At 67.2% G+C, this 18,313-nt stretch carries 10 protein-coding genes and 3 pseudogenes; 4 read left to right on the top strand and 9 right to left on the bottom strand.

Annotated elements, in window-relative coordinates:
- Window positions 1-25: 25 nt before the first annotated feature.
- From OG225_RS15285 to OG225_RS15265, 5 genes are all read right to left on the bottom strand, one after another.
- On the bottom strand, window positions 26-319 hold the full coding sequence (locus OG225_RS15285; protein ID WP_405182258.1) for a protease inhibitor I42 family protein: 294 nt from the start codon (window positions 317-319) through the stop codon (window positions 26-28).
- A gap of 178 nt (window positions 320-497) precedes the next feature.
- Entirely contained in the window at window positions 498-734 is a 237-nt protein-coding gene (locus OG225_RS15280) for a protease inhibitor I42 family protein (protein ID WP_405183278.1), read from the bottom strand.
- 482 nt (window positions 735-1,216) lie between these two features.
- Complete coding sequence (locus OG225_RS15275; protein ID WP_405182257.1) at window positions 1,217-1,735, bottom strand: transposase; 519 nt, start codon at window positions 1,733-1,735, stop codon at window positions 1,217-1,219.
- Between the two features lie 2 nt (window positions 1,736-1,737).
- A complete protein-coding gene (locus OG225_RS15270; RefSeq protein ID WP_331758801.1) occupies window positions 1,738-2,583 on the bottom strand; it encodes a transposase family protein in 846 nt (281 codons plus the stop codon).
- Between the two features lie 115 nt (window positions 2,584-2,698).
- Window positions 2,699-3,526, bottom strand: coding sequence for a transposase domain-containing protein (locus OG225_RS15265; RefSeq protein WP_405182256.1), 828 nt, complete (start codon window positions 3,524-3,526; stop codon window positions 2,699-2,701).
- A 170-nt stretch (window positions 3,527-3,696) separates the two neighbouring features.
- On the opposite strand from OG225_RS15265, the gene OG225_RS15260 reads away from it, so the two are divergent.
- From OG225_RS15260 to OG225_RS15250, 3 genes and pseudogenes are all read left to right on the top strand, one after another.
- On the top strand, window positions 3,697-5,208 hold the full coding sequence (locus OG225_RS15260) for a transposase domain-containing protein (protein WP_405182255.1): 1,512 nt from the start codon (window positions 3,697-3,699) through the stop codon (window positions 5,206-5,208).
- A gap of 40 nt (window positions 5,209-5,248) precedes the next feature.
- Window positions 5,249-5,531 (top strand): annotated as a pseudogene (locus OG225_RS15255) (transposase); the annotation flags it as partial.
- 82 nt (window positions 5,532-5,613) lie between these two features.
- Window positions 5,614-5,967 (top strand): transposase, encoded by a 354-nt coding sequence (locus OG225_RS15250; protein WP_405182254.1) that lies wholly within the window; start codon window positions 5,614-5,616, stop codon window positions 5,965-5,967.
- On the opposite strand, the gene OG225_RS15245 is transcribed toward OG225_RS15250, so the two are convergent.
- The 4 genes and pseudogenes from OG225_RS15245 to OG225_RS15230 form a co-directional block, all read right to left on the bottom strand.
- The gene (locus tag OG225_RS15245) at window positions 5,900-6,517 is read right to left on the bottom strand and encodes a transposase (RefSeq protein ID WP_405182253.1); all 618 of its coding nucleotides are present in this window, start codon (window positions 6,515-6,517) and stop codon (window positions 5,900-5,902) included. The genes OG225_RS15250 and OG225_RS15245 overlap by 68 nt on opposite strands.
- 71 nt (window positions 6,518-6,588) lie before the next feature.
- A pseudogene (locus tag OG225_RS15240) lies at window positions 6,589-6,747 on the bottom strand (transposase); the annotation flags it as partial.
- A 756-nt stretch (window positions 6,748-7,503) separates the two neighbouring features.
- On the bottom strand, window positions 7,504-8,595 hold the full coding sequence (locus OG225_RS15235) for a hypothetical protein (RefSeq protein WP_405182252.1): 1,092 nt from the start codon (window positions 8,593-8,595) through the stop codon (window positions 7,504-7,506).
- Window positions 8,592-9,554: an ACP S-malonyltransferase gene (locus tag OG225_RS15230; RefSeq protein WP_405182251.1), complete on the bottom strand. Its 963-nt coding sequence runs from the start codon at window positions 9,552-9,554 to the stop codon at window positions 8,592-8,594. Before OG225_RS15230 ends, OG225_RS15235 begins: the two co-directional genes overlap by 4 nt.
- A 284-nt stretch (window positions 9,555-9,838) precedes the next feature.
- On the opposite strand from OG225_RS15230, the pseudogene OG225_RS15225 reads away from it, so the two are divergent.
- Window positions 9,839-18,301 (top strand): annotated as a pseudogene (locus tag OG225_RS15225) (type I polyketide synthase); the annotation flags it as partial.
- Between the last annotated feature and the right edge of the window lie 12 nt (window positions 18,302-18,313).

Raw genomic sequence — 18,313 nt, 5'->3', positions numbered from 1 at the left:
TCGTGCAGCTAAAGGATTGTGCTGCTCACGGGAAGACCACAGTAATAATGCGCTTCTCTTCCGGTTCTCCACCTGCGCGTGAGAGAGTAGCGGTCAATTCGAAGGCTCCCGCCTCAGAAGAGCGCAAGGTGAATATATGTGTTCCACCACTACCCGCAAGGATCGGAAAATCAGGAACGTATGCATCTTTGACGAGTGTGAGCTGCCGAGGAAGACCCAAGCTCCAGGTATAGCCGGTAGTGGGATTCTCTTTAAGTGCGACTTCGGCAAGGCGGGCATAGAATCTAGTTTCGCTGGCGATATCCTGGGCAGTACTCATGGTCAACCCCTTCGATAACTTGTCGGGAGGTGGGAGAGTCCAGTTCCGGGCATACTGAGCTGTATCTTCAAGTGATCATTTTTCTCGCGATCTCACCATACAAGCCGGATTTATAGAGTCGACGAGCGCACGGATCACTTGACAGAGAACAAAAAATGCAATTTTCTCGCATCTTGGTTCATGGGTTCCCAGGGCTGTCGCAGCCTGGCTTCGAGGGTTCCCTTTCCTGGGGATGTCGCTTGAAGTCTGACATGGCGCTTCCTGGAGAGCCAAGCAGATTTGACTGCAAAGGCTCGTACTCGCTGTCGAACATCTCAAGCACTGGGGCGTTATCTAAAACCACTCCCCATCGGTAGCCCGCCGATACGAGCTCCTCCAGCTCAAGCGTCACCAAGTCGCCAAGGCGGACTTCGATTCGAGTGGCCTACCCTGATCCGACTCTGTAATCACGACTTCGTTCATGCCTGAGGTCGCACGCACAAGCTTCGAACGCCGTATGACTCGCAGCCATGGTTACCCTCCGCATCGAATGGGTTTCGGGCCCGCATGCTTGCACCAAATACGTGGCAGGGTTCGTTTGGAAGTATCTCAGATGCCTGTGGGACACATTCACTAACTTCCATACCGGTTGGTTCTCTATAAGGGTCTCAGAGTCCGATGCTATGGGCAAGGGCAAAGCTTACCGAGACTTGGCACCCCCCAACCTTGCCAGGCAGCCGGCGCGAAAAGGCCAACGATGAGCACCGGGGGACCATGTCGGTTGAGGTTCACCCAAGGCCGGGTAGTTAGTGTTTTCGCTGGTGGCGCAAGGGGTTCGGTTGACCGTGGTGGTGCCCTTCGAGCTGGTCGACGCGGTTCTAGTCGCAAGGCCGCGCAGTTTAGGTTCCTGTCCGGTTGTCAACCGGGCAGGATATGGACGCTGATCTGGGTTTTATAGATGTTGCGGTCGATGTCGCCTTTGGCGCGGTGTTTGGAGATGGCGCGTTTGACGACTCGGGGGCTGGAGCGTTGGCGTCGTGGTGGCAGCGGGCTGGACAGGACCGCGCGGCCGATGGCGCCGATCAGGTCGATCGTGGTGGTGGCGAGGACTCCGGCGGCCAGGATGAGCTGATCACGGGCGGTGTGTACGGCGATGGTGAAACTGCCGCGGTCGGGGCGCAAGCCCGGGGCGGCCAGCGCGGTGTCGGCGATGGCGGTGCGCAGTGCTTGGTAGGTGATCAGCAGGGCGTAGACCTCTTGCGTGACCCCGGCCGGGGTGCGGGCGCGCAGCACCCGCCCACCGAGAATGGTCGATTTCAGTTCGAAATAACTGGTTTCGATCTCCCAACGCTGATGATAGAGATCCACCAATTCTCGTGCGGGATAACGCTTGTCGTCGGTCAGAGTAGTGAGCCTTTCCGAGTAGCGGCGTGTCACGGTCAGACGCTGCGGCCGTGTTGAAGATGCAGCAACACCAGCGCGGCTGCGGCGATGGCACCGATCCGGCACGGGCACAAGCTGACTCGACGCAATGCCTTGAACCATTTGAGCAGTGCGTTACCGCGCTCACCGACCGCGCGAACCTGGTTGTGGGCCTTGTTCGCCGTTTTCTGTTCGTCGGTCAGCTGCCCGCCCTTGGGCTTCTTGACCGCGACCGTGATCGTTGTGGCCTCGCCCAAGTATCCGAGATCGCCCAGCACGGGCAGGTTTTCACCGGTCCAGTCCGTGAGCGCGGGCAGCATCTCGGGGTGGGCGCGCAGCGCGGTGACATCGTGCTCACGTCCCGGACGAACCTCGGAGGTCCACATCGGCCACCCGTCCGGGGCGGTAACGACCTGGATGTTCCCGCCGTGGCGGCCGTGTTTTCCCGACCACCAGAGGTCGACTTTGACCCGGCGTGGCACCGAGGTGGCTTTGGCGGTGGTGGGGCCGGCTTGGCCGACCCGGTCGGTGTGGATGAGCGTACCGTCCACGCTGATGTGCTGGTGCCCAGCGACTTTCGCGGCCAGCAGCACGTTGTGCAAGGCCGGGGCCTGGGCGGCGAGAGTATCGATCACCTCGTGGAGGCTGTCGTAGGCGGTGGTGCGGCCGATCGCGTTGTCCAGGGCGAGCTGCTCGACACGGGTGCCGTCGGTGAACCACCGCAACCCCAGCACTGCCTGTTCGAGGCAGGTCAACGCCCTCCAGCGGGTCCCCAAGGCCTGGCGGCGCGCGGCCAGCAAGCCCGCGACGTGGGCGACGGTGGACTCGGGCAACGGCAGGATGGCGATGTATGCGACACTCATGACGCGCGGAACCTCTGTGAAGTTGATCTTTAGTCGGACCTCCTTCATACGCCAGAGGTTCCGCGTTTCGCGTTCCACCCCAACATCTTTCAGCACCGCCGCAGCAACCGATCCGTCAGACCACTACTCGGAAACGTTCAGTGATCAACCGGTACCGCTCGACCCGGCGTGGCCCGCCGGCGCAGCTGACGGCGATCTCGGCGTCGATCACCCGCACCGTCACCGCGCCGGCGCGGGTCAGCCACGACCCGTCACCCAACCGCGCGATCGCGGGGACACACCGGTTGAGTTTCGCGCGGATCAGCAGCTCCGCTCCGGTGTCGGAGATCCGCTCGATCAACGCCGTGACCGCGAAGTTCCTGTCGGCCAATAACAGCATGCCGGGGCGCAGGCATCCCAGAAACCGCGGCGCGTACGCCGTTTCCGCGATCCGCAACGGCCCGAACACGACATCCACGACGGTGCGGGAGCCACACGCCACCACCGCCAACATCCGCAACATCGGGTATCCGGCTCGGGCGTGACCACCGCCGTGGCGACCGTAGGCGGCCACATTGGCAGGACTGTCGGGCACGAACACGCTGGTGCCGTCGATCGCGCACACCAGCAGCCCCCGCCACCGCACCGCCCCGGCGTCAGGACCGGCGACCAGGTCGAACAACGCGGCCAATGGTTTGACCCCGACTCGGCGCAACGCTTGGGACAACGCCGAGGAACCCGGGCACGCGAGCGATCCACTGGGCAGTCCCGCGCACAACCGCGCCCACACCTGCCGATACCCGATACCGGAGAACAACGCCCCGGCCAGCAACAGATACACCACCACCCGCGACGGCAACAACCGCACGCGCGACCCCACCGCACCGGAGGTCTCCAGCGCCGCGTCGACAAGGTCGAACGACACGATCCGGGTCAGTTCCCCCAGATGCCCCGGCGCGAACACCCCCTCCGCTACCAGCGAACAACGATCAATGACACACTGAACCGACAGCGGGACTCCTCGGACGAGCGGATTGTCTTGGCGGACAACACCTCTCTACCAGCAGTTCCGCTGTCCTCGTTCACCACCCCACCCCGCTTGACACACCGAGCCCAACCCTTAACTGCGCGGCCTTGGTTCTAGTCGAGACCCGGTCGGTGCAGCGCCGGTTGCGTGATCTCCCGTCTCGGGTCGGGGTCTACTTCCTGCTGGCGATGTGCCTGTTCCCCGAGGTGGGTTATCGGGCGGTTTGGGACAAACTCACGGCCTCGCTGACCGGGATACCCGTGCCCGCCCCGACCGCGAAAGCGTTGCGGGACTTGCGCCGTCGGGTGGGAGTCGCGCCGATGCGCAGGTTGTTCGACGTGCTGGCCGGGCCGTTGGCGCAGCCGTCGACTCCTGGGGTTCGGTTCGGTCGGTATCGGATGGTGTCCTTCGATGGCTGCACCTCCCAGAAGGTGCCCGCCACCGCCCGGAACCGGGCCTGGCTGCGTGCCACCGCCCATTACCCCTACCCGATGCTGGAATTGATGACGCTGGTGGAGACCGGAACCCGCGCGGTGATCGGGGCGGTGTTCGGCCCGACCGAGTTGGGCGAGACGGGCTATGCGCGCAAGCTGCTGCATCTACTACGCCCGGACATGCTGGTGTTGTGGGACAGAGGCTTCGACAGCAACGACTTCCTCGTCGAGGTCCGCGCGACCGGCGCCGAGGTATTGGGTCGAGCGCGCGCCAACCGGCGCATCCCGGTCCTGACCCGCCTGACCGACGACTCGTATTTGGCGGTCATCGCCGGGATCGGAGTGCGGATCATCGACGCGCAGATTACCGTGACCTGCATCGACGGCACCGTGTTCACCGCCGACTACCGTCTGGTGACAACCCTGACCGACGCCCGCCGCTACCCCGCGGCGACGCTGGTGGGCCTCTACCACCAACGGTCCGAACACGAATCCGCCTACTACGCGCTGCGCCACACGATCATGGCCGGACGAGTCCTGCGCTCGGGCGATCCGGTCGGTGTCGAGCAGGAGATGTGGGCACTGCGCAGCCTCTACCAGGTACTCCGCACGGTGATGGTCGACGCCGCCGAATCTCGTCCGGGTACCGACCCGGACCGTTGCAGCTTCGCCATCGCTTTCCACACCGCCCGTGACCAGGTCCTCACCGCGGACGGAGTCGTCCCCACCGGCACCGGAAGCGGCTTTCTCGGGCAGATCGGCGTCCGGTTCCTGGGACACCTGCTACCGCCACGCCGCCAACGGGTCAGCACCCGCAAGGTCAAATCGCCGATGTCGCGCTACCACGAGCGCCTCGCCGACCGACGCCCCGACACCAGCCGCACCGTCACCGATATCGACCTCGCCATCGTCGTGCCCGACACCGAAACACCCGCGCTGCCGACCACGTCCCGCCACGACAGCCGCACCGCCCCGGACCAGCGCCGACGCCACCGGATCCTGACTCTGCTCACCACCGACCCCACCCGCTTGTGGCGAGCCCGCGACATCGCCGCCCACTTCGGCGACATCACCCTCAACACCATGTACAGACAACTGACCCGATGGGCCGACGACGGCCTCATCCACAAACTCGGACCAGGCATCTACAGCGCCACCACCTGGTCACCCGAACCCCTTGCGTGACAAGCGAAAACACTAACTACCCGGCCTTGGGTGAACCTCAGGTCCCAGCCCAGTCGACCGGGCCAAACCCGGTTCCAAGCACCATCTGATCACCGACTCGTACGGGACACCCCTCGCGGTGAGGCTGACCGGCGGAAACCGTCACGACGTCACACAACTGATCCCGCTACCTCTACGCCGACCGCGGCTACGACTACGACAAATACCGCCGACTTCTGCGTGATTGCGGAATCGTCCCGGTCATCGCCCGCCGCGGCACCAGCTACGGATCCGGCCTCGGCGTCGTTCGCTGGCCGGTGGCACGCAGTTTCGCCTGGCTCAACGTGGCCCGTCCCCAGTAAATGAGACCGCTCGGTATTAGAGTCCTGTTGGCCCTGGTAGGGGTCGGAAGGGACGATAGGGATCATGGCTGGACGCAAGCGGCATTCCGCGGAGGAGATCGTGCGGAAGCTGCGCCGCGCCGACGAGTTGGCGGCGGCCGGTATGTCCGAGGAGGAGATCGCTGCGGAGTTGGGGATCTCGGCGGCGACGTTGTACAACTGGCGTCGCCAGTACGGTGGCGTGGATACCGAGGCGGCGAAGGAGCTCAAGGAGTTGCGGGAGCAGAACGCCCGGTTGAAGCGGTTGCTGGCGGATGCGGAGTTGGAGAAGGACGCGCTGCGGGAGATCGCGCGGGACGCTCCTATAGATGTCAAGCCGCGATTTTCTGGTAGTCGGCGCGTAAGGCGCGGAACACTTCTCGTGCGAGATAGCGTTTGAGGCAGCGAAGAATCTCGGGTGTGGTCTTTCCGTCGCGCTTTCGGCGTGCGGCGTAGACCTTGGTGTTGTCGTGGTAGCGCAGGCGGACGATGACGGCGGTGTGTAGCGCTTGGTTGGCCTGGCGGTCGCCGCCGCGGTGGATCGGCGCGACGCCGCAGAGACGGGCGAAGGCGGCCTCGGAGGTGAGCCGGTCTGGGTTGTCGCCGATCGAGATGACCAGTGCCGCAGCGGTGTCCGGGCCGAGCGCGAACACGGCCATGGTGTGCGGGGCGACCTGTTCGAGGAGCTTGGCGAGCTGCTTTTTGAGTTGATCGGCATGAATCTTGGAGTCGGTGATGCGCTGGGCGAGTGAGCGCAGTGCGAGTTTGGTCGCTTCGATCGGGTCGGACAGAGTTGCGAGGTCGGGATCGAATGCGGCGCAGGTGGCGATCAGCCGGGCGCGCGAGAGCGAGCGTAGCTGGCTGCGTAGTTCTTCTGAGCTGGTGCTGATCAGTGCGCGTAGCGCGTTGATCGCGATGGACTGGGCTTTGACGGCGTTATTTCGGGCCACAGGCAGGGCGCGGACGGCTTCGATCGCGCCGTCACGGTTCTTGGGGGCGGTGATCTCGGATCCGTCGAGCAGTCGGTGCGGCGCCGGATTTCCTTGTTCAATCGTTCTTGGGGGTTGTTGGACCAGATCTGTCGCCAGATCTGTTTGGGGAACGCGGTGAACGCCAGATGAAATCCCCGGGGATCTCGCCACCGCCGCAGACGAGTGTGTCCGAGCGATTTCTCATCCACCGCGGGCGCGAGTCCGAATCACTTGCGGGCATGGCCCCGCACACGGAGAGATGCGGCGGTTGTGCCTGAAGCGGCGGGCCGGCCGAGACCCGACGCGGTTCTACCTCCCTCCCGGGCTCACCTCGTCCGGCTGGTATCAGTTGCCGGTCCGTCCAGCCGGACGAGCCCGCTCGACTCCGGGGCCGGTATCCCTGCCCGGCGAATCGCCGCGCCGACCGGACCCACGACCACCCTCAGGCCGGTGCACGGTGGAATGGCTGGTGGGCACCCCGAGCCAGCAAACGCTATCCCCGCAACTGAGTTGCACGGTCGATCTGAACTGGCCGCCCAGTCGCACCTGCTGGCCGCATTGATCTTTGGCAGCCTGGAAGCATTCCTCTATCTCCCGCCTGGCACCGGCGACCGCGACGACTTGTTCACGCTCGATCTGGCGGCGTTGGTTGCGTTCCGCTCGTCCTCATCGAGAACGAACTCACCACCACGCCCAGAAACCCACGACCCACAAAACTGTAGGTAATTACAGCGAAGATTTCAGGGCCAGGACATTAGTCGTAGAGGCGAGGGCCTTTGGCACCGTCAAACCGTCGAGAGTGGCTGCCACACCCGCCGCGGCAGACTCTTTAGCAGGACATCGGCGCGGATCCGCCCGGCGTCGGTACTCACGCGGTGAGCGTAGCTGACAGCGAATATACGACCCCGTGCTACGGGTTTTGAGCTTCGCCCGAAGGGCGGGCGCCTGGTGGCTCCTCACGCATTTCAATAGAGTCCCTCCGGTGCGGTATTGGTGATCTGTAGCGGGCGGACGTTGGCGACGCCGTCGGAGGGCCAATCGGAGCCGGTGTCGTAACGGAGGGCCTGGTCGCGTTCGAGGATATTGGGGAGGAACAGGTCTTCGTGCAGGACGGTCAGGCGGACCTGGCCTGGCGCGCCGTAAGAGACTGTCGCCGACCAGTCGCCGAGGTCGACGACAGACATGGTGACCTGGGGGTAGTTGGGGACGTAGGGGAGTATTTCGCCGTCGTGTTCGGCGGGCAGGCCCGCGCCGTTGCCGAAGGTGTTGCCGTAACTGCGGCCACAGATTCCGCCGTTGAGGGCGGTGACCAGGTCGCGATACAGGTCGGGGCTGACCTGGGTGCCGCTGAGCCGGGCGCCGCGCAGATCCGCGACCAGGTCCGGGTAGCGGCGCGCGAGTACCTGTAGCAGCGCGGGGGTGGTGTTGACATAGTCGACACGGCCGTGGCGCAGAACGTCCGCGATCTGCTCCGCCAAGTGGACGCTGTACTCGTTGGCTTCGACCAAGCGGCCTTCCCGGATGAGACGTTTCACCCACCGCGGGTCCATATCGATGGTATAGACCAGTCCGGCGTGCAGTTCGCTCGCTTCCCAGGTGCCGTTTCCGATCAGATGCGGCCCGGTCGGGGTCGCCTGTAGCCAGGTGCGGTGCGATTCGAAACCCTCGGTGACGAAGGACCATCGGCGCCATGCTCCGCGATGCAACAGCATGTCGGGGGTGTAGTAGACGCGGCAGGGGGTGCCGGTGGTGCCGCCGGTGTCCCACATCCGGCCGATGAGTGGTCGGGGCACGGCCAGTGGTACGAGTTCGGTGGGGTCCAGGGAGCGCAGCGTGTCCAGCGGGAACGGTCCGAAGGCTGTGAGCTGATCGTGGCGGGTGATGTCGCGGGGGTCGAAGTCGAGCTCGCGTGCGCGGCGCAACCAGTAGGGAGCGCCGGTCGCCGGGTCGAATGTCCGCCGCACCACCTGGCGGGTCCACTCGTCGAGGCCGGTGTCGAGCCAGCGCTGGATCAGGGCGTCGCATTCTGCGGTGCGCGGATCGGAGACGGCGGTCATCGCGTCACCCGCGGTGCGAAGACGTCGATTCCGAGTTCGAAGACCGTGGTCAGCGCCTGTTCTATGTGTTCGGGGCGGTCGACGTGCACGACCGGGAACGGGAACCGCAGTACTCCGTCTGGGATGGACCCGCCCATGATCAGGCCGAGGCGCACACCCTCGTCTTTCATGGCCTCGTAGATGTAGGGCAGGCTGACGGGGGTGGTGGGGTTGCGATGGAAGGTGTCGCGGACATCGGCCCCGGTCATCAGCACTTTGCGGTCCAGGCACGAGATCAACGGCAATTCCGGATCCGTGAACGGCATGGCGTTGATATAGCCAGCCATGAAGGTGCGGAAACCGCCGCGCAGGGGTGAGTGGATGGCCATCGAGCGGCCGGGCAGCGGGATCACGGTGCCCTCCGGCAGTTCCGCGCCGACCCGGTCCAGGGCCGCGCGCTCGCCGGAGAGCATGAGGATGCGGGTGGTGCCGTCGGTGGTCGGACCGAACTGTCCGGCCAGGTAGACGCCGGGACACCCCTCGCCGCGATAGCGGCCGGTATCGTCGCCGATCGGTTCGAATGCCAGGGCGAGTCCCTGCTCGGGGGTGCCGGACGGCTGGTTCGGGGTGTCGCGGGCGTGGGCCAGCATCTCGAACAGTGCCCGGCGGCTGATCGACCCGGCCAGGCAGGCGGCCGACATGCCACCGAGGCTCAGGCCGCCCAGCGCCGCCGGTCGAAGGCCCTTCTCGGCGAGCACATCGTGCACCGCGACGGCGTGTACCGACTCGCGGATGGTGGCCACACTCTGTCGCGCCTCTGGCGCTTCGGGAAGGTCATCATTCAGGATCTGGCCGACCGTCAGACCGGTCCACTCCGCGACCTGCCGGTAGAGATTTCGAACGCCGGTATAGGCGCGGTGCAGGTCGACGCCGCGTGGCTCGCTTCCGACGCCACCGCCGAACAGATAACCCAAGGTCATTATTTTTCTCCCGCTGCGTATTTCTTCTCGAATTGATCGGCCGGAATCGGGCGTCCGCGCTCGGCCGATCTATTTTCTTTCCAGCTATCGACGGATCGGTCGACTCCGCCGCGACAAGGGGTCTCGCCGGACGATATCGGGACGATATCGGGACCGGGAATGATCATGTTCCAGCGGCGGAAAAAGCACCGACTGTCTTTGTCATGGTAAAAGGAAGTCGATATCGGCATTGCCGAGGAATTCGAGGCATCGGTTTCATGAATTCCATCGTTCCCATTGCAGTGGTCGGATATTCGTGCAGGCTCCCCGGAGCCGAGGATCCGGCAGCGTTCTGGCGACTGCTCGCGGCAGGCCTTGATGCGATCGGCGAGGTCCCGGCGGACCGCTGGGGCCTCGCCGCGGCCCCGGGGGCGGGGGCGGCACGGTGGGGCGCGTTCCTCGATGATCCGGGCATGTTCGATGCGGGCTTCTTCGGCATCTCACCGCGCGAGGCCGCCGCGATGGACCCGCAGCAACGTCTGATGCTCGAATTGGGCTGGGAGGCAGTGGAACACGCCGGAGTGCTACCGGCTGTGCTATCCGGCAGCCGGACCGGGGTATTCATCGGCGCGGCACTCGACGACTACGCCGTGCTCCGCGGCCGGTCGGGTCCGGCGGGCGTCACCACCCACACGACCACCGGCACCCTGCGCAGCATGATCGCGAACCGATTGTCCTATCTGCTCGGCGTGCGCGGGCCCAGTCAGATCATCGACTCCGGACAGTCGTCCGCACTCGTCGCGGTCCATCAGGCATGCGAGAGTCTGCGCGCGGGCGAATGCACCGCGGCGCTGGCGGGCGGGGTCAACCTCAATCTCGCCGCCGACACCGCGCTGGCCCTGGCCGCCGCGGGGGCACTGTCCCCGGACGGGCGCAGTTACACCTTCGACGAACGGGCCAACGGATACGTCCGTGGTGAGGGCGGTGCGCTGGTACTGCTCGAGCCGCTCGATCGGGCACGTGCCGAGGGGCATCGGGTGCGCTGTGTCATCAGGGGCGGGGCTGTCAACAACGGCGCGGCCGCGGCCGGGCTCACCATTCCGGCGTCGGAAGTCCAGCGGGAGGTCATCGAGCTCGCGCACCGGCGGTCCGGTGTGACTCCGCGGGATGTGCAGTACGTCGAACTGCACGGGACCGGAACAGCGGTCGGTGACCCGGTGGAGGCGGCCGCGCTCGGTGCGGTGATCGGCGCCTTTCGACCTGCCGACCGGCCGCTTCGGGTCGGGTCGGTCAAAACTAATATCGGTCACCTCGAGAGCGCCGCGGGTGTCGCAGGATTGCTCAAAGTGATTCTGTCGCTGGAGAACGAGGCACTGCCCGCCAGCCTCAACTACGACACACCCAACCCGGCGATCCCGCTGGATCGGCTCAATCTGCGCGTACAGCGCGAACTGGAACCGTGGCCCGCTACCGGCGGCATCCGCCGGGCGGGAGTGAGCGCCTTCGGGCTCGGCGGCACCAATGTCCACCTGATCGTGGAGGAAGCGTCCAGGGAAACCGCTGCCGAGCGTACCGAGCCGATACCCGCGGCGGGGGCAGTCCCGGTGCTGTGGCCGTTGTCCGGACGCAGCGCCGAGGCGGTCCGCGATCAAGCGATCCGGCTGCACGCGTACCTGATCGACCATCACGGATGCACCCCGGCCGATATCGGCTGGTCGCTGCTCACCGCCCGTACCGCCTTCGAATTCCGCGCCGTGGTCGCCGGGCGCGACCGCGCGACGCTGCTCGGAGGCCTGGCGGCGCTGGCGGCGGGCCGGTCGGACGACGGTCTGGTCGAAGGTGTGGCCGGGTCGGCCACGGGGCCGGTGTTCGTCTTCCCGGGCAGGCTGTCGCAGTGGAACGGGACGGCGGCTCGGTTACTCGACGAGGCGCCAGCGTTCGCGGCACGAATAGCGGAGTGCGAGAGCGTGATCGGCCGGTATGTGGACTGGTCGCTCACCGCCGTGCTGCGGGGTGCGCCGGACGCGCCGCGGCTCGACCTGGTCGATGTGGCGCAGCCGGTGCTGTTCGCGGTCTCGGTGTCGCTGGCGGAGCTCTGGCGCTCGTACGGCGTCGTGCCCGCCGCTGTCGTCGGCCACGGTCCGGGTGAGATCGCCGCGGCCTGCGTGGCCGGCGCGATATCGCTGGACGATGGCGCGCGCGTCGTGGTGCTGGGAAGCCGGTCGCTGAGTGGGCTCGTCGGCGGCGGCGCGTTGCTGGCCGTGACCGCACCGCTCGCCGAGACGGCACGCCGGTTGGCGTCGCTGGACGGGCTCTCGGTCGCGGAGGTCGACGCGCCGGGAGAGGTCGTCATCTCGGGTGATCCGGAGACGCTGGATCGGTTCGGCGCCGAGCTGGCTCGCGACGGGATCCTGTCGTGGCGTGTTCCCGGTGTGGCCTTCGCGGGCCATTCGGCCCAGGTGGAGCGGTTTCGTACCGAGCTACGGGATGCCTTCGCGGAGGTGGCGCCGCTGCCCACCGGGATCCGGTTCTATTCGACGGTCACCGGTGGTCTGGTCGATCCCACGGTCCTGAACGGCGAGTACTGGTTCCGGAATCTGCGCGAGCCGGTGGAATTCGCGGCCGCCGTCTCGACCGTGCTTCATAACGGTCACGCCGACTTCGTCGAGATCTGCCCCGAACCGGTGCTGGCGGGCCGTGTGCGGGAAGCGGTGCGCCGGACGGGCGGAAACGGTTGTGTGGCAGGTATTCCCGGCGGCGATCGGGTTGGGATCGACGGGTTCGTGATGGCGCTCGCGACGGCGCACGCGAACGGCATCACGATCGACGGTGACGAGGTTTTCGCGGGTACGGGTGCGCGCCGGATCGACCTGCCGACCTATGCCTTCCAACGCCGCCGCCACTGGCTCACCGAGTCACCCATCGACAGAATGACTGGATCGCATACCGCCGCGGGTGTTCCGGGGCCGGACATGATGATCGCGAACTCCGGCGAGCCGGGGTCGACGCGGGACGAAGCCGTTGCGAGGGAGCCGGAACCGGTGTCGGCGGGTGAGTCCGTGTCGCAGGCGGTAGGGGATGTCGCAGGACTGGTCCGATCACAGTTGGCGCTGGTGCTCGGCCACGACGACGCGGCAGGCGTCGCGACCGGCAGCACCTTCAAGGAGCTCGGGCTCGACTCCCGGATGGGGGCGGAGCTGAGTGCGGCGCTCGTCCGTCGGACGGGTGTACGCCTTTCCGGCACAGTAATTTTCGACTATCCGACGCCCGATGCCTTGATCGCACACGTGCGTCGCATGCTGATCGCTGCGGCCGGGCTGCGGACGTCGGGCGCCGAGACGTCGGGCGCGATTGCCGCGTGGGCCGGGACCGCATCGGAGTCCGAGCCGGTCGAGGAGGACGATCCCGTCGTCATCGTCGGCATGGCGTGCCGGTTTCCGTCCGGCATCACCTCACCGCAGCGATTGTGGCAGGCGGTCGCCGACGGTGTGGACGCCATCTCCGACTATCCCGACGATCGAGACTGGGAACTCGCGTCGCCGGGCGACAGCGACCGGATGGGCGCGGCGCGGCGCGGCGGATTCCTCGACGGTGCGGCGGATTTCGACGCCGAGTTCTTCGGGATCAGCCCCCGCGAGGCCACCGCAATGGACCCGCAGCAGCGGCTGCTGCTCGAAACCGCTTGGGAAGCACTGGAGCACGCAGGAATTCGGCCCGACAGCCTGCGGGGCGACCGGGCCGGGGTGTACATCGGCGGGACCGCCATGGAGTACGGGCCTCGGTTGCACGAGCCGGTCGCGGATTTCGAGGGCTTCCGGTTGACCGGCACGACCGCCAGCGTCATGTCCGGGCGTATCGCGTACGCGCTCGGACTGGAAGGCCCCGCGGTGACGGTGGATACGGCGTGCTCGTCGTCGTTGGTCGCCCTGCATCTGGCGGTCCGGTCCCTACGCGACGGTGAGTGCTCGCTCGCCGTCGCGGGTGGCGTCGCGGTGATGTCCACCCTCGGCATGTTCGTCGAGTTCGGGCGTCAGCAGGGGCTGGCGGCGGACGGACGATGCAAGTCCTTCTCCGATGCCGCCGACGGGACGAGCTGGTCCGAGGGGGTGGGACTGCTCGTGGTGCAACGACTGTCGGAGGCGCGGCGCGCGGGGCGCCCGGTGCTGGCGGTGGTGCGCGGTTCGGCGGTCAACCAGGACGGTGCGTCGAACGGTCTGACCGCGCCGAACGGTCCGGCACAGCAGCGAGTCATCCGGGCGGCGCTGGCTGATGCCCGGTTGACCACCGCGGATGTCGATGTGGTCGAGGCGCACGGGACGGGCACTCGATTGGGCGACCCGATCGAAGCCCAGGCGCTGTTGGCGACCTACGGCCGCGACCGGCCCGCGCGGCGGCCGTTGTGGCTGGGCTCGTTGAAGTCGAATATCGGGCACACCCAGGCGGCCGCGGGAGTCGGCGGAGTGATCAAGATGGTGCTGGCTATGCGGCACGGTGTGCTGCCACGGACATTGCACGCGAATATGCCGTCGCGGCAGGTGGATTGGTCGTCGGGTGCGGTCCGGTTGCTGACCGAATCCCAGCCGTGGCCGGAGGTGGACCGGCCGCGCCGGGCGGCTGTGTCGTCGTTCGGGATCAGCGGGACCAACGCGCACGTCATCCTCGAATATCCCGGACAGAACAGCGAGACAGCCGTTCCGGCGCGCCGTGAGCGCGGCGACGATCCGATGCCGTGGGTGCTGTCGGCCGGTAGCGAGTCGGCGCTGGCCGCGCTGGCCGTTGACCTGGCGGACGCTGCCGCGGATCTGGATCCTGTCGACGTCGGCTGGTCGCTGGTGAGCACACGGGCCGCTCTCGGTCACCGGGGTGTGGTGCTCGGCCACGATCGGGACGAACTCATCGACGGCCTGCGTGCGATATCGGAGGGCCGGTCGATCGCGGGTGGCATACGTGGCCGGGTCGTGTCCGGCGAACCTGTCTTCGTCTTCTCCGGCGAGGGGACGCAGTGGACCGGTATGGCCGCGCGCCTCCTGGACATCTCGCCGGTCTTCGCGGCGAAGATGGCGGAATGCGCGAAAGCGCTCGCGCCGCATACGAACTGGTCACTATTCGAGGTGATCCGAGGCGCGGATGGCGCGCCGTCGGCGGACCGTGTCGATATCGGCCAGCCCGTCCTCTTCGCGGTGAGTGTGTCGCTGGCCGCGATGTGGGAGTCGCACGGCGTGCGCCCCGCCGCCGTCATCGGGCATTCCCGAGGTGAGATCGCCGCGGCGTATGTGGCGGGCATGCTCTCGCTGAGCGACGCGGCCCGGCTCATCGCGACCCGCGGACGCGTACTCGCCGCGTCCGGGCTGTGCGGTCAGGGGGCGATGGTCTGGGTTGCGCTGAGTGCTGGGGAAGTGCGCGATCGGCTCACCGACGGGCTCGGGATCGCCGCGGTGAACGCGTCGGCTTCGGTCGTCGTCTCGGGTGATCCGGTCGAGATCGCCGCGTTCACCCGTGCGTGCGCAGCCGACGGTATTCGTACCCGCGGCAGTGTCTCGGACTTCGCCTTCCACTCCCCGCAGATGAAGACCGTGGCCGATGATCTCGCCGATGCGGTCGCGTCCGTCGTTCCCACGGCGGCGGCGGTGCCCTTCTTCTCCACCGTGGCCGGCGCGCAGGTCGACGCCACCGCGCTCGACGCGGACTACTGGGGGCGAAATCTGCGTGACACGGTGCGATTCGACAGCGCGGTGCGCGCGTTGCTCACCGGCGGCCATCAGCTCTTCATCGAGGTCAGCCCGCACCCGGTCCTGATCACCGCGATCGAGGAAACCGCGGAAGAGCTCGGCGTGCCGATCGCGACCGTCCCGACGCTGACTCGTGGCGCGGACGATCACCGGCGGCTGCTCACCAGTCTCGCCACCGCGTACGTGCACGGTGCCCCGGTGGATTGGACCGGTGTGTTCGCTGCGTCGGGTGCGCGCGTCATCGAACTGCCGACATATCCCTTTCAGCGGCAACGGTATTGGCTGGGCGCTGATTCCGCGTCGACTACCCGTTTCGGTGATCCGCGCGCGGCCGGGCTGCGTGCCGCGGCGCATCCGCTGCTGGCTGTTGCGGTGGATATCGCGGACGGCGACGCCGCGGTCGTCCTGACCGGGCGGCTCTCGCGCGCGACGCACCCGTGGCTCGCCGACCATGCGATCGACGGCACCGTCTTGCTCCCCGGCACCGCGCTGATCGAATTCGCCCTGCGCGCCGGTCAGGAGATCGGCTTGGGCATGATCGAGGAACTGGTTCTGTCCGCGCCGCTGATGCTGCCCGCCGTGGGAGCGGTCGACGTGCAGGTGGTGCTCGGGGACGTTGTCGAAGGCAGGCGCCGGATCGGCGTCTTCTCCCGCGCGGACGACCGGTCGGCGGCCGGGTGGATCCGGCACGCAAGCGGGACGCTCGGAATCGACGATTCGGCCCGCCCGCAGCGCGATTCGACGGCGTGGCCACCCGAGGACGGCGAGATGGTCGCCGTCGACACCTGCTATTACTGGCTCGCCGACCGCGGATACGACTACGGTCCGGCGTTCCAGGGATTGCGGGCCGTCTGGCGGGCCGATGGCGACCTGTTCGCGGAGGTGGAGCTGCCCGTCGCGGCGACGACCGGCGAATATTCCGGGGTGCATCCGGCCCTGCTGGACGCCGCCGTACAAGCGGTGCTGCTGCTCGATGGCGATGGCGATGACGGCGGCGAGGAGAGAACCGTCCTGCCTTTCGCGTGGGCGGGTGTCCGGCGGTACGCGACCGGCGGATCCGTGCTGCGCGTGCGGATGAAACGGGTAGCGGTCGACACCGTGATGCTGATCGTCACCGATCAGCACGGCGAACCCGTCTTGACGATCGATTCTCTGACCATGCGCCCCGTTGAGCGGGGGCAGTTGACCGCCGACTACGGGCTGTACGAAGTGCGTTGGTTCCCTGCGGAATCGGGTACCGGTGTGCCCTGGACGGAATGGACCGGTGAAGCTACCTCGGAGGTGACCGGCGGCGCGGCGGTGCTCGACACGCGCGCGATCGGAAGCGAGCCGGCCGCTCGGACCGGTGTGCCCGCGACTGTCGGGTCGCCGAGCGCGCCAGCCGCGTCCGTCGCCGCCGACACCGTCCAGGTCGTCGCCAGGACGCCAGCCGACGCCGCTCTGCGCGCGGTCGGGCAGGTGCTGGATGTGGTGCGGCAGTGGGTGAACGCGGAGGGTTTCGACGGCTCCCGGCTGGTGGTGCTGACCACGGGCGCGGTGGGGGCGGCGGTATCGGATGTCGTCGGATCGGCGGTGTGGGGCCTGGTGCGTTCGGCACAGGTGGAATTCCCCGGGCGGTTCGTCCTGGTCGATATCGACGGCGTGCAGGGGTCTGCCGATGGGGGCGGGTCTGCCGGGCTGCCGGGTCTGTTGCACGGGCACGGACTGCTGGACGGGCGAGGTCGGCTGCGGCTACCGGATTCCGAGGATCAGTTGCTGGTGCGTGCAGGTCGGGTCTCGGTTCCTCGGCTGGATCATGTTGCGGCATATGAGGGTTCGACCGGTCCCGGACTGGGGAGCGGCGCGGTAGTCGTCACCGGCGGCACGGGGATGTTGGGCGGGCTGCTCGCGCGGCACCTGGTGCGACATCGAGGCGTGCGGCATCTGGTGCTGATGTCTCGCCGGGGACTGTCGGCGCCGGGCGCGCCGGATCTGGTGGGCGAGTTGGAGAGTATGGGCGCGCGCGTCGATGTGGTGGCGTGCGACGTCGCGGACCGGACGGCGCTCGCGGGCGCGTGGGCCGCGCTTGCGCCGGTATCGGCGGTGGTGCATGCGGCGGGAGTGCTCCGCGATGTGACGCTCACGGGCATGTCGGCCGACGAGGTCGACGAGGTCTTCCGGGCGAAGGCACTGTCGGCATGGCATCTGCACGAGTTGACCGCGACGGCGAATCTCTCGGCATTCGTGCTGTTTTCGTCGATCATGGGTGTGCTGGGTGGCGCGGGCCAGGGCAATTACGCGGCGGCGAATGCCTTCCTGGACGGTGTGGCGTCGTCGCGCCGGGCCTCCGGGTTGCCTGCGGTGTCGATGGCATGGGGGCTGTGGGCCTCGGCGAGCGGGATGACCGGCGACCTGTCGGCGGCCGACCGGTGGCGGATGGCGCAGCGCGGTCTGGTTCCGATGCCCGATGAGAAGGCGCTGGCGTTGTTCGATGCCGCTCTCGCGGCGGGGCGCGCCACGGTCGTCCCCGCGGGCATGGATCTGACCGCCCTGCGTCGCGGTGCGGCGGAACCGCCCCCGATGTGGCGGGATCTGGCAGGCCGCGCCCGGTCGAGCGCGGACGCGCCCGCCGCGCCGTCCGGGCTACGGCGACGGCTCGCCGAACTACCGGCGGCTGAGGACCGGGAACGGCTGGTGGCCGATATCGTGCGCGCCGAGGTCGCGGCCGTTCTCGGGCAGTCGCGTCCCGAATCCATCGACCTGCGAAGAGCTTTCAAGGAACTCGGATTCGACTCGCTGATCGCGATCGATCTGCGCAATCGCCTCGTCCTGGCGACCGGTTCGAGACTGCCGTCCACTCTCGTGTTCGACCATCCGCGGCCGGCCGCGATCATCTCGTATCTGCTCGGCGCGCTGGTCGATATCGATAGCGCCGAGATCGGCGCCGAGAACACCACAGCGCGACGGACTTCGGCTCCGTCCGGCCCGGACGACGACGTGATCGATGGCATGGGAATTGCGGAATTGATTTCTCTGGCACGTGAAGGGGCGCAGTCGTGAAGGGTTCCGAAG

The organism is Nocardia sp. NBC_01377 (genome assembly GCF_045040005.1).
Lineage (GTDB): Bacteria > Actinomycetota > Actinomycetes > Mycobacteriales > Mycobacteriaceae > Nocardia > Nocardia noduli.
Note: the sequence above shows the minus strand (reverse complement) of the source record. Positions and strands in the feature narration are given on the sequence as shown.

What these genes read in the sequence shown, in the direction of transcription:
- OG225_RS15230 (WP_405182251.1), bottom strand. Translation starts at nt 9,554, where the DNA reads ATGACCTTGGGTTATCTGTTCGGCGGTGGCGTCGGAAGCGAGCCACGC.
- OG225_RS15250 (WP_405182254.1), top strand. Translation starts at nt 5,614, where the DNA reads ATGGCTGGACGCAAGCGGCATTCCGCGGAGGAGATCGTGCGGAAGCTG.
- OG225_RS15235 (WP_405182252.1), bottom strand. Translation starts at nt 8,595, where the DNA reads ATGACCGCCGTCTCCGATCCGCGCACCGCAGAATGCGACGCCCTGATC.
- OG225_RS15270 (WP_331758801.1), bottom strand. Translation starts at nt 2,583, where the DNA reads ATGAGTGTCGCATACATCGCCATCCTGCCGTTGCCCGAGTCCACCGTC.
- OG225_RS15285 (WP_405182258.1), bottom strand. Translation starts at nt 319, where the DNA reads ATGAGTACTGCCCAGGATATCGCCAGCGAAACTAGATTCTATGCCCGC.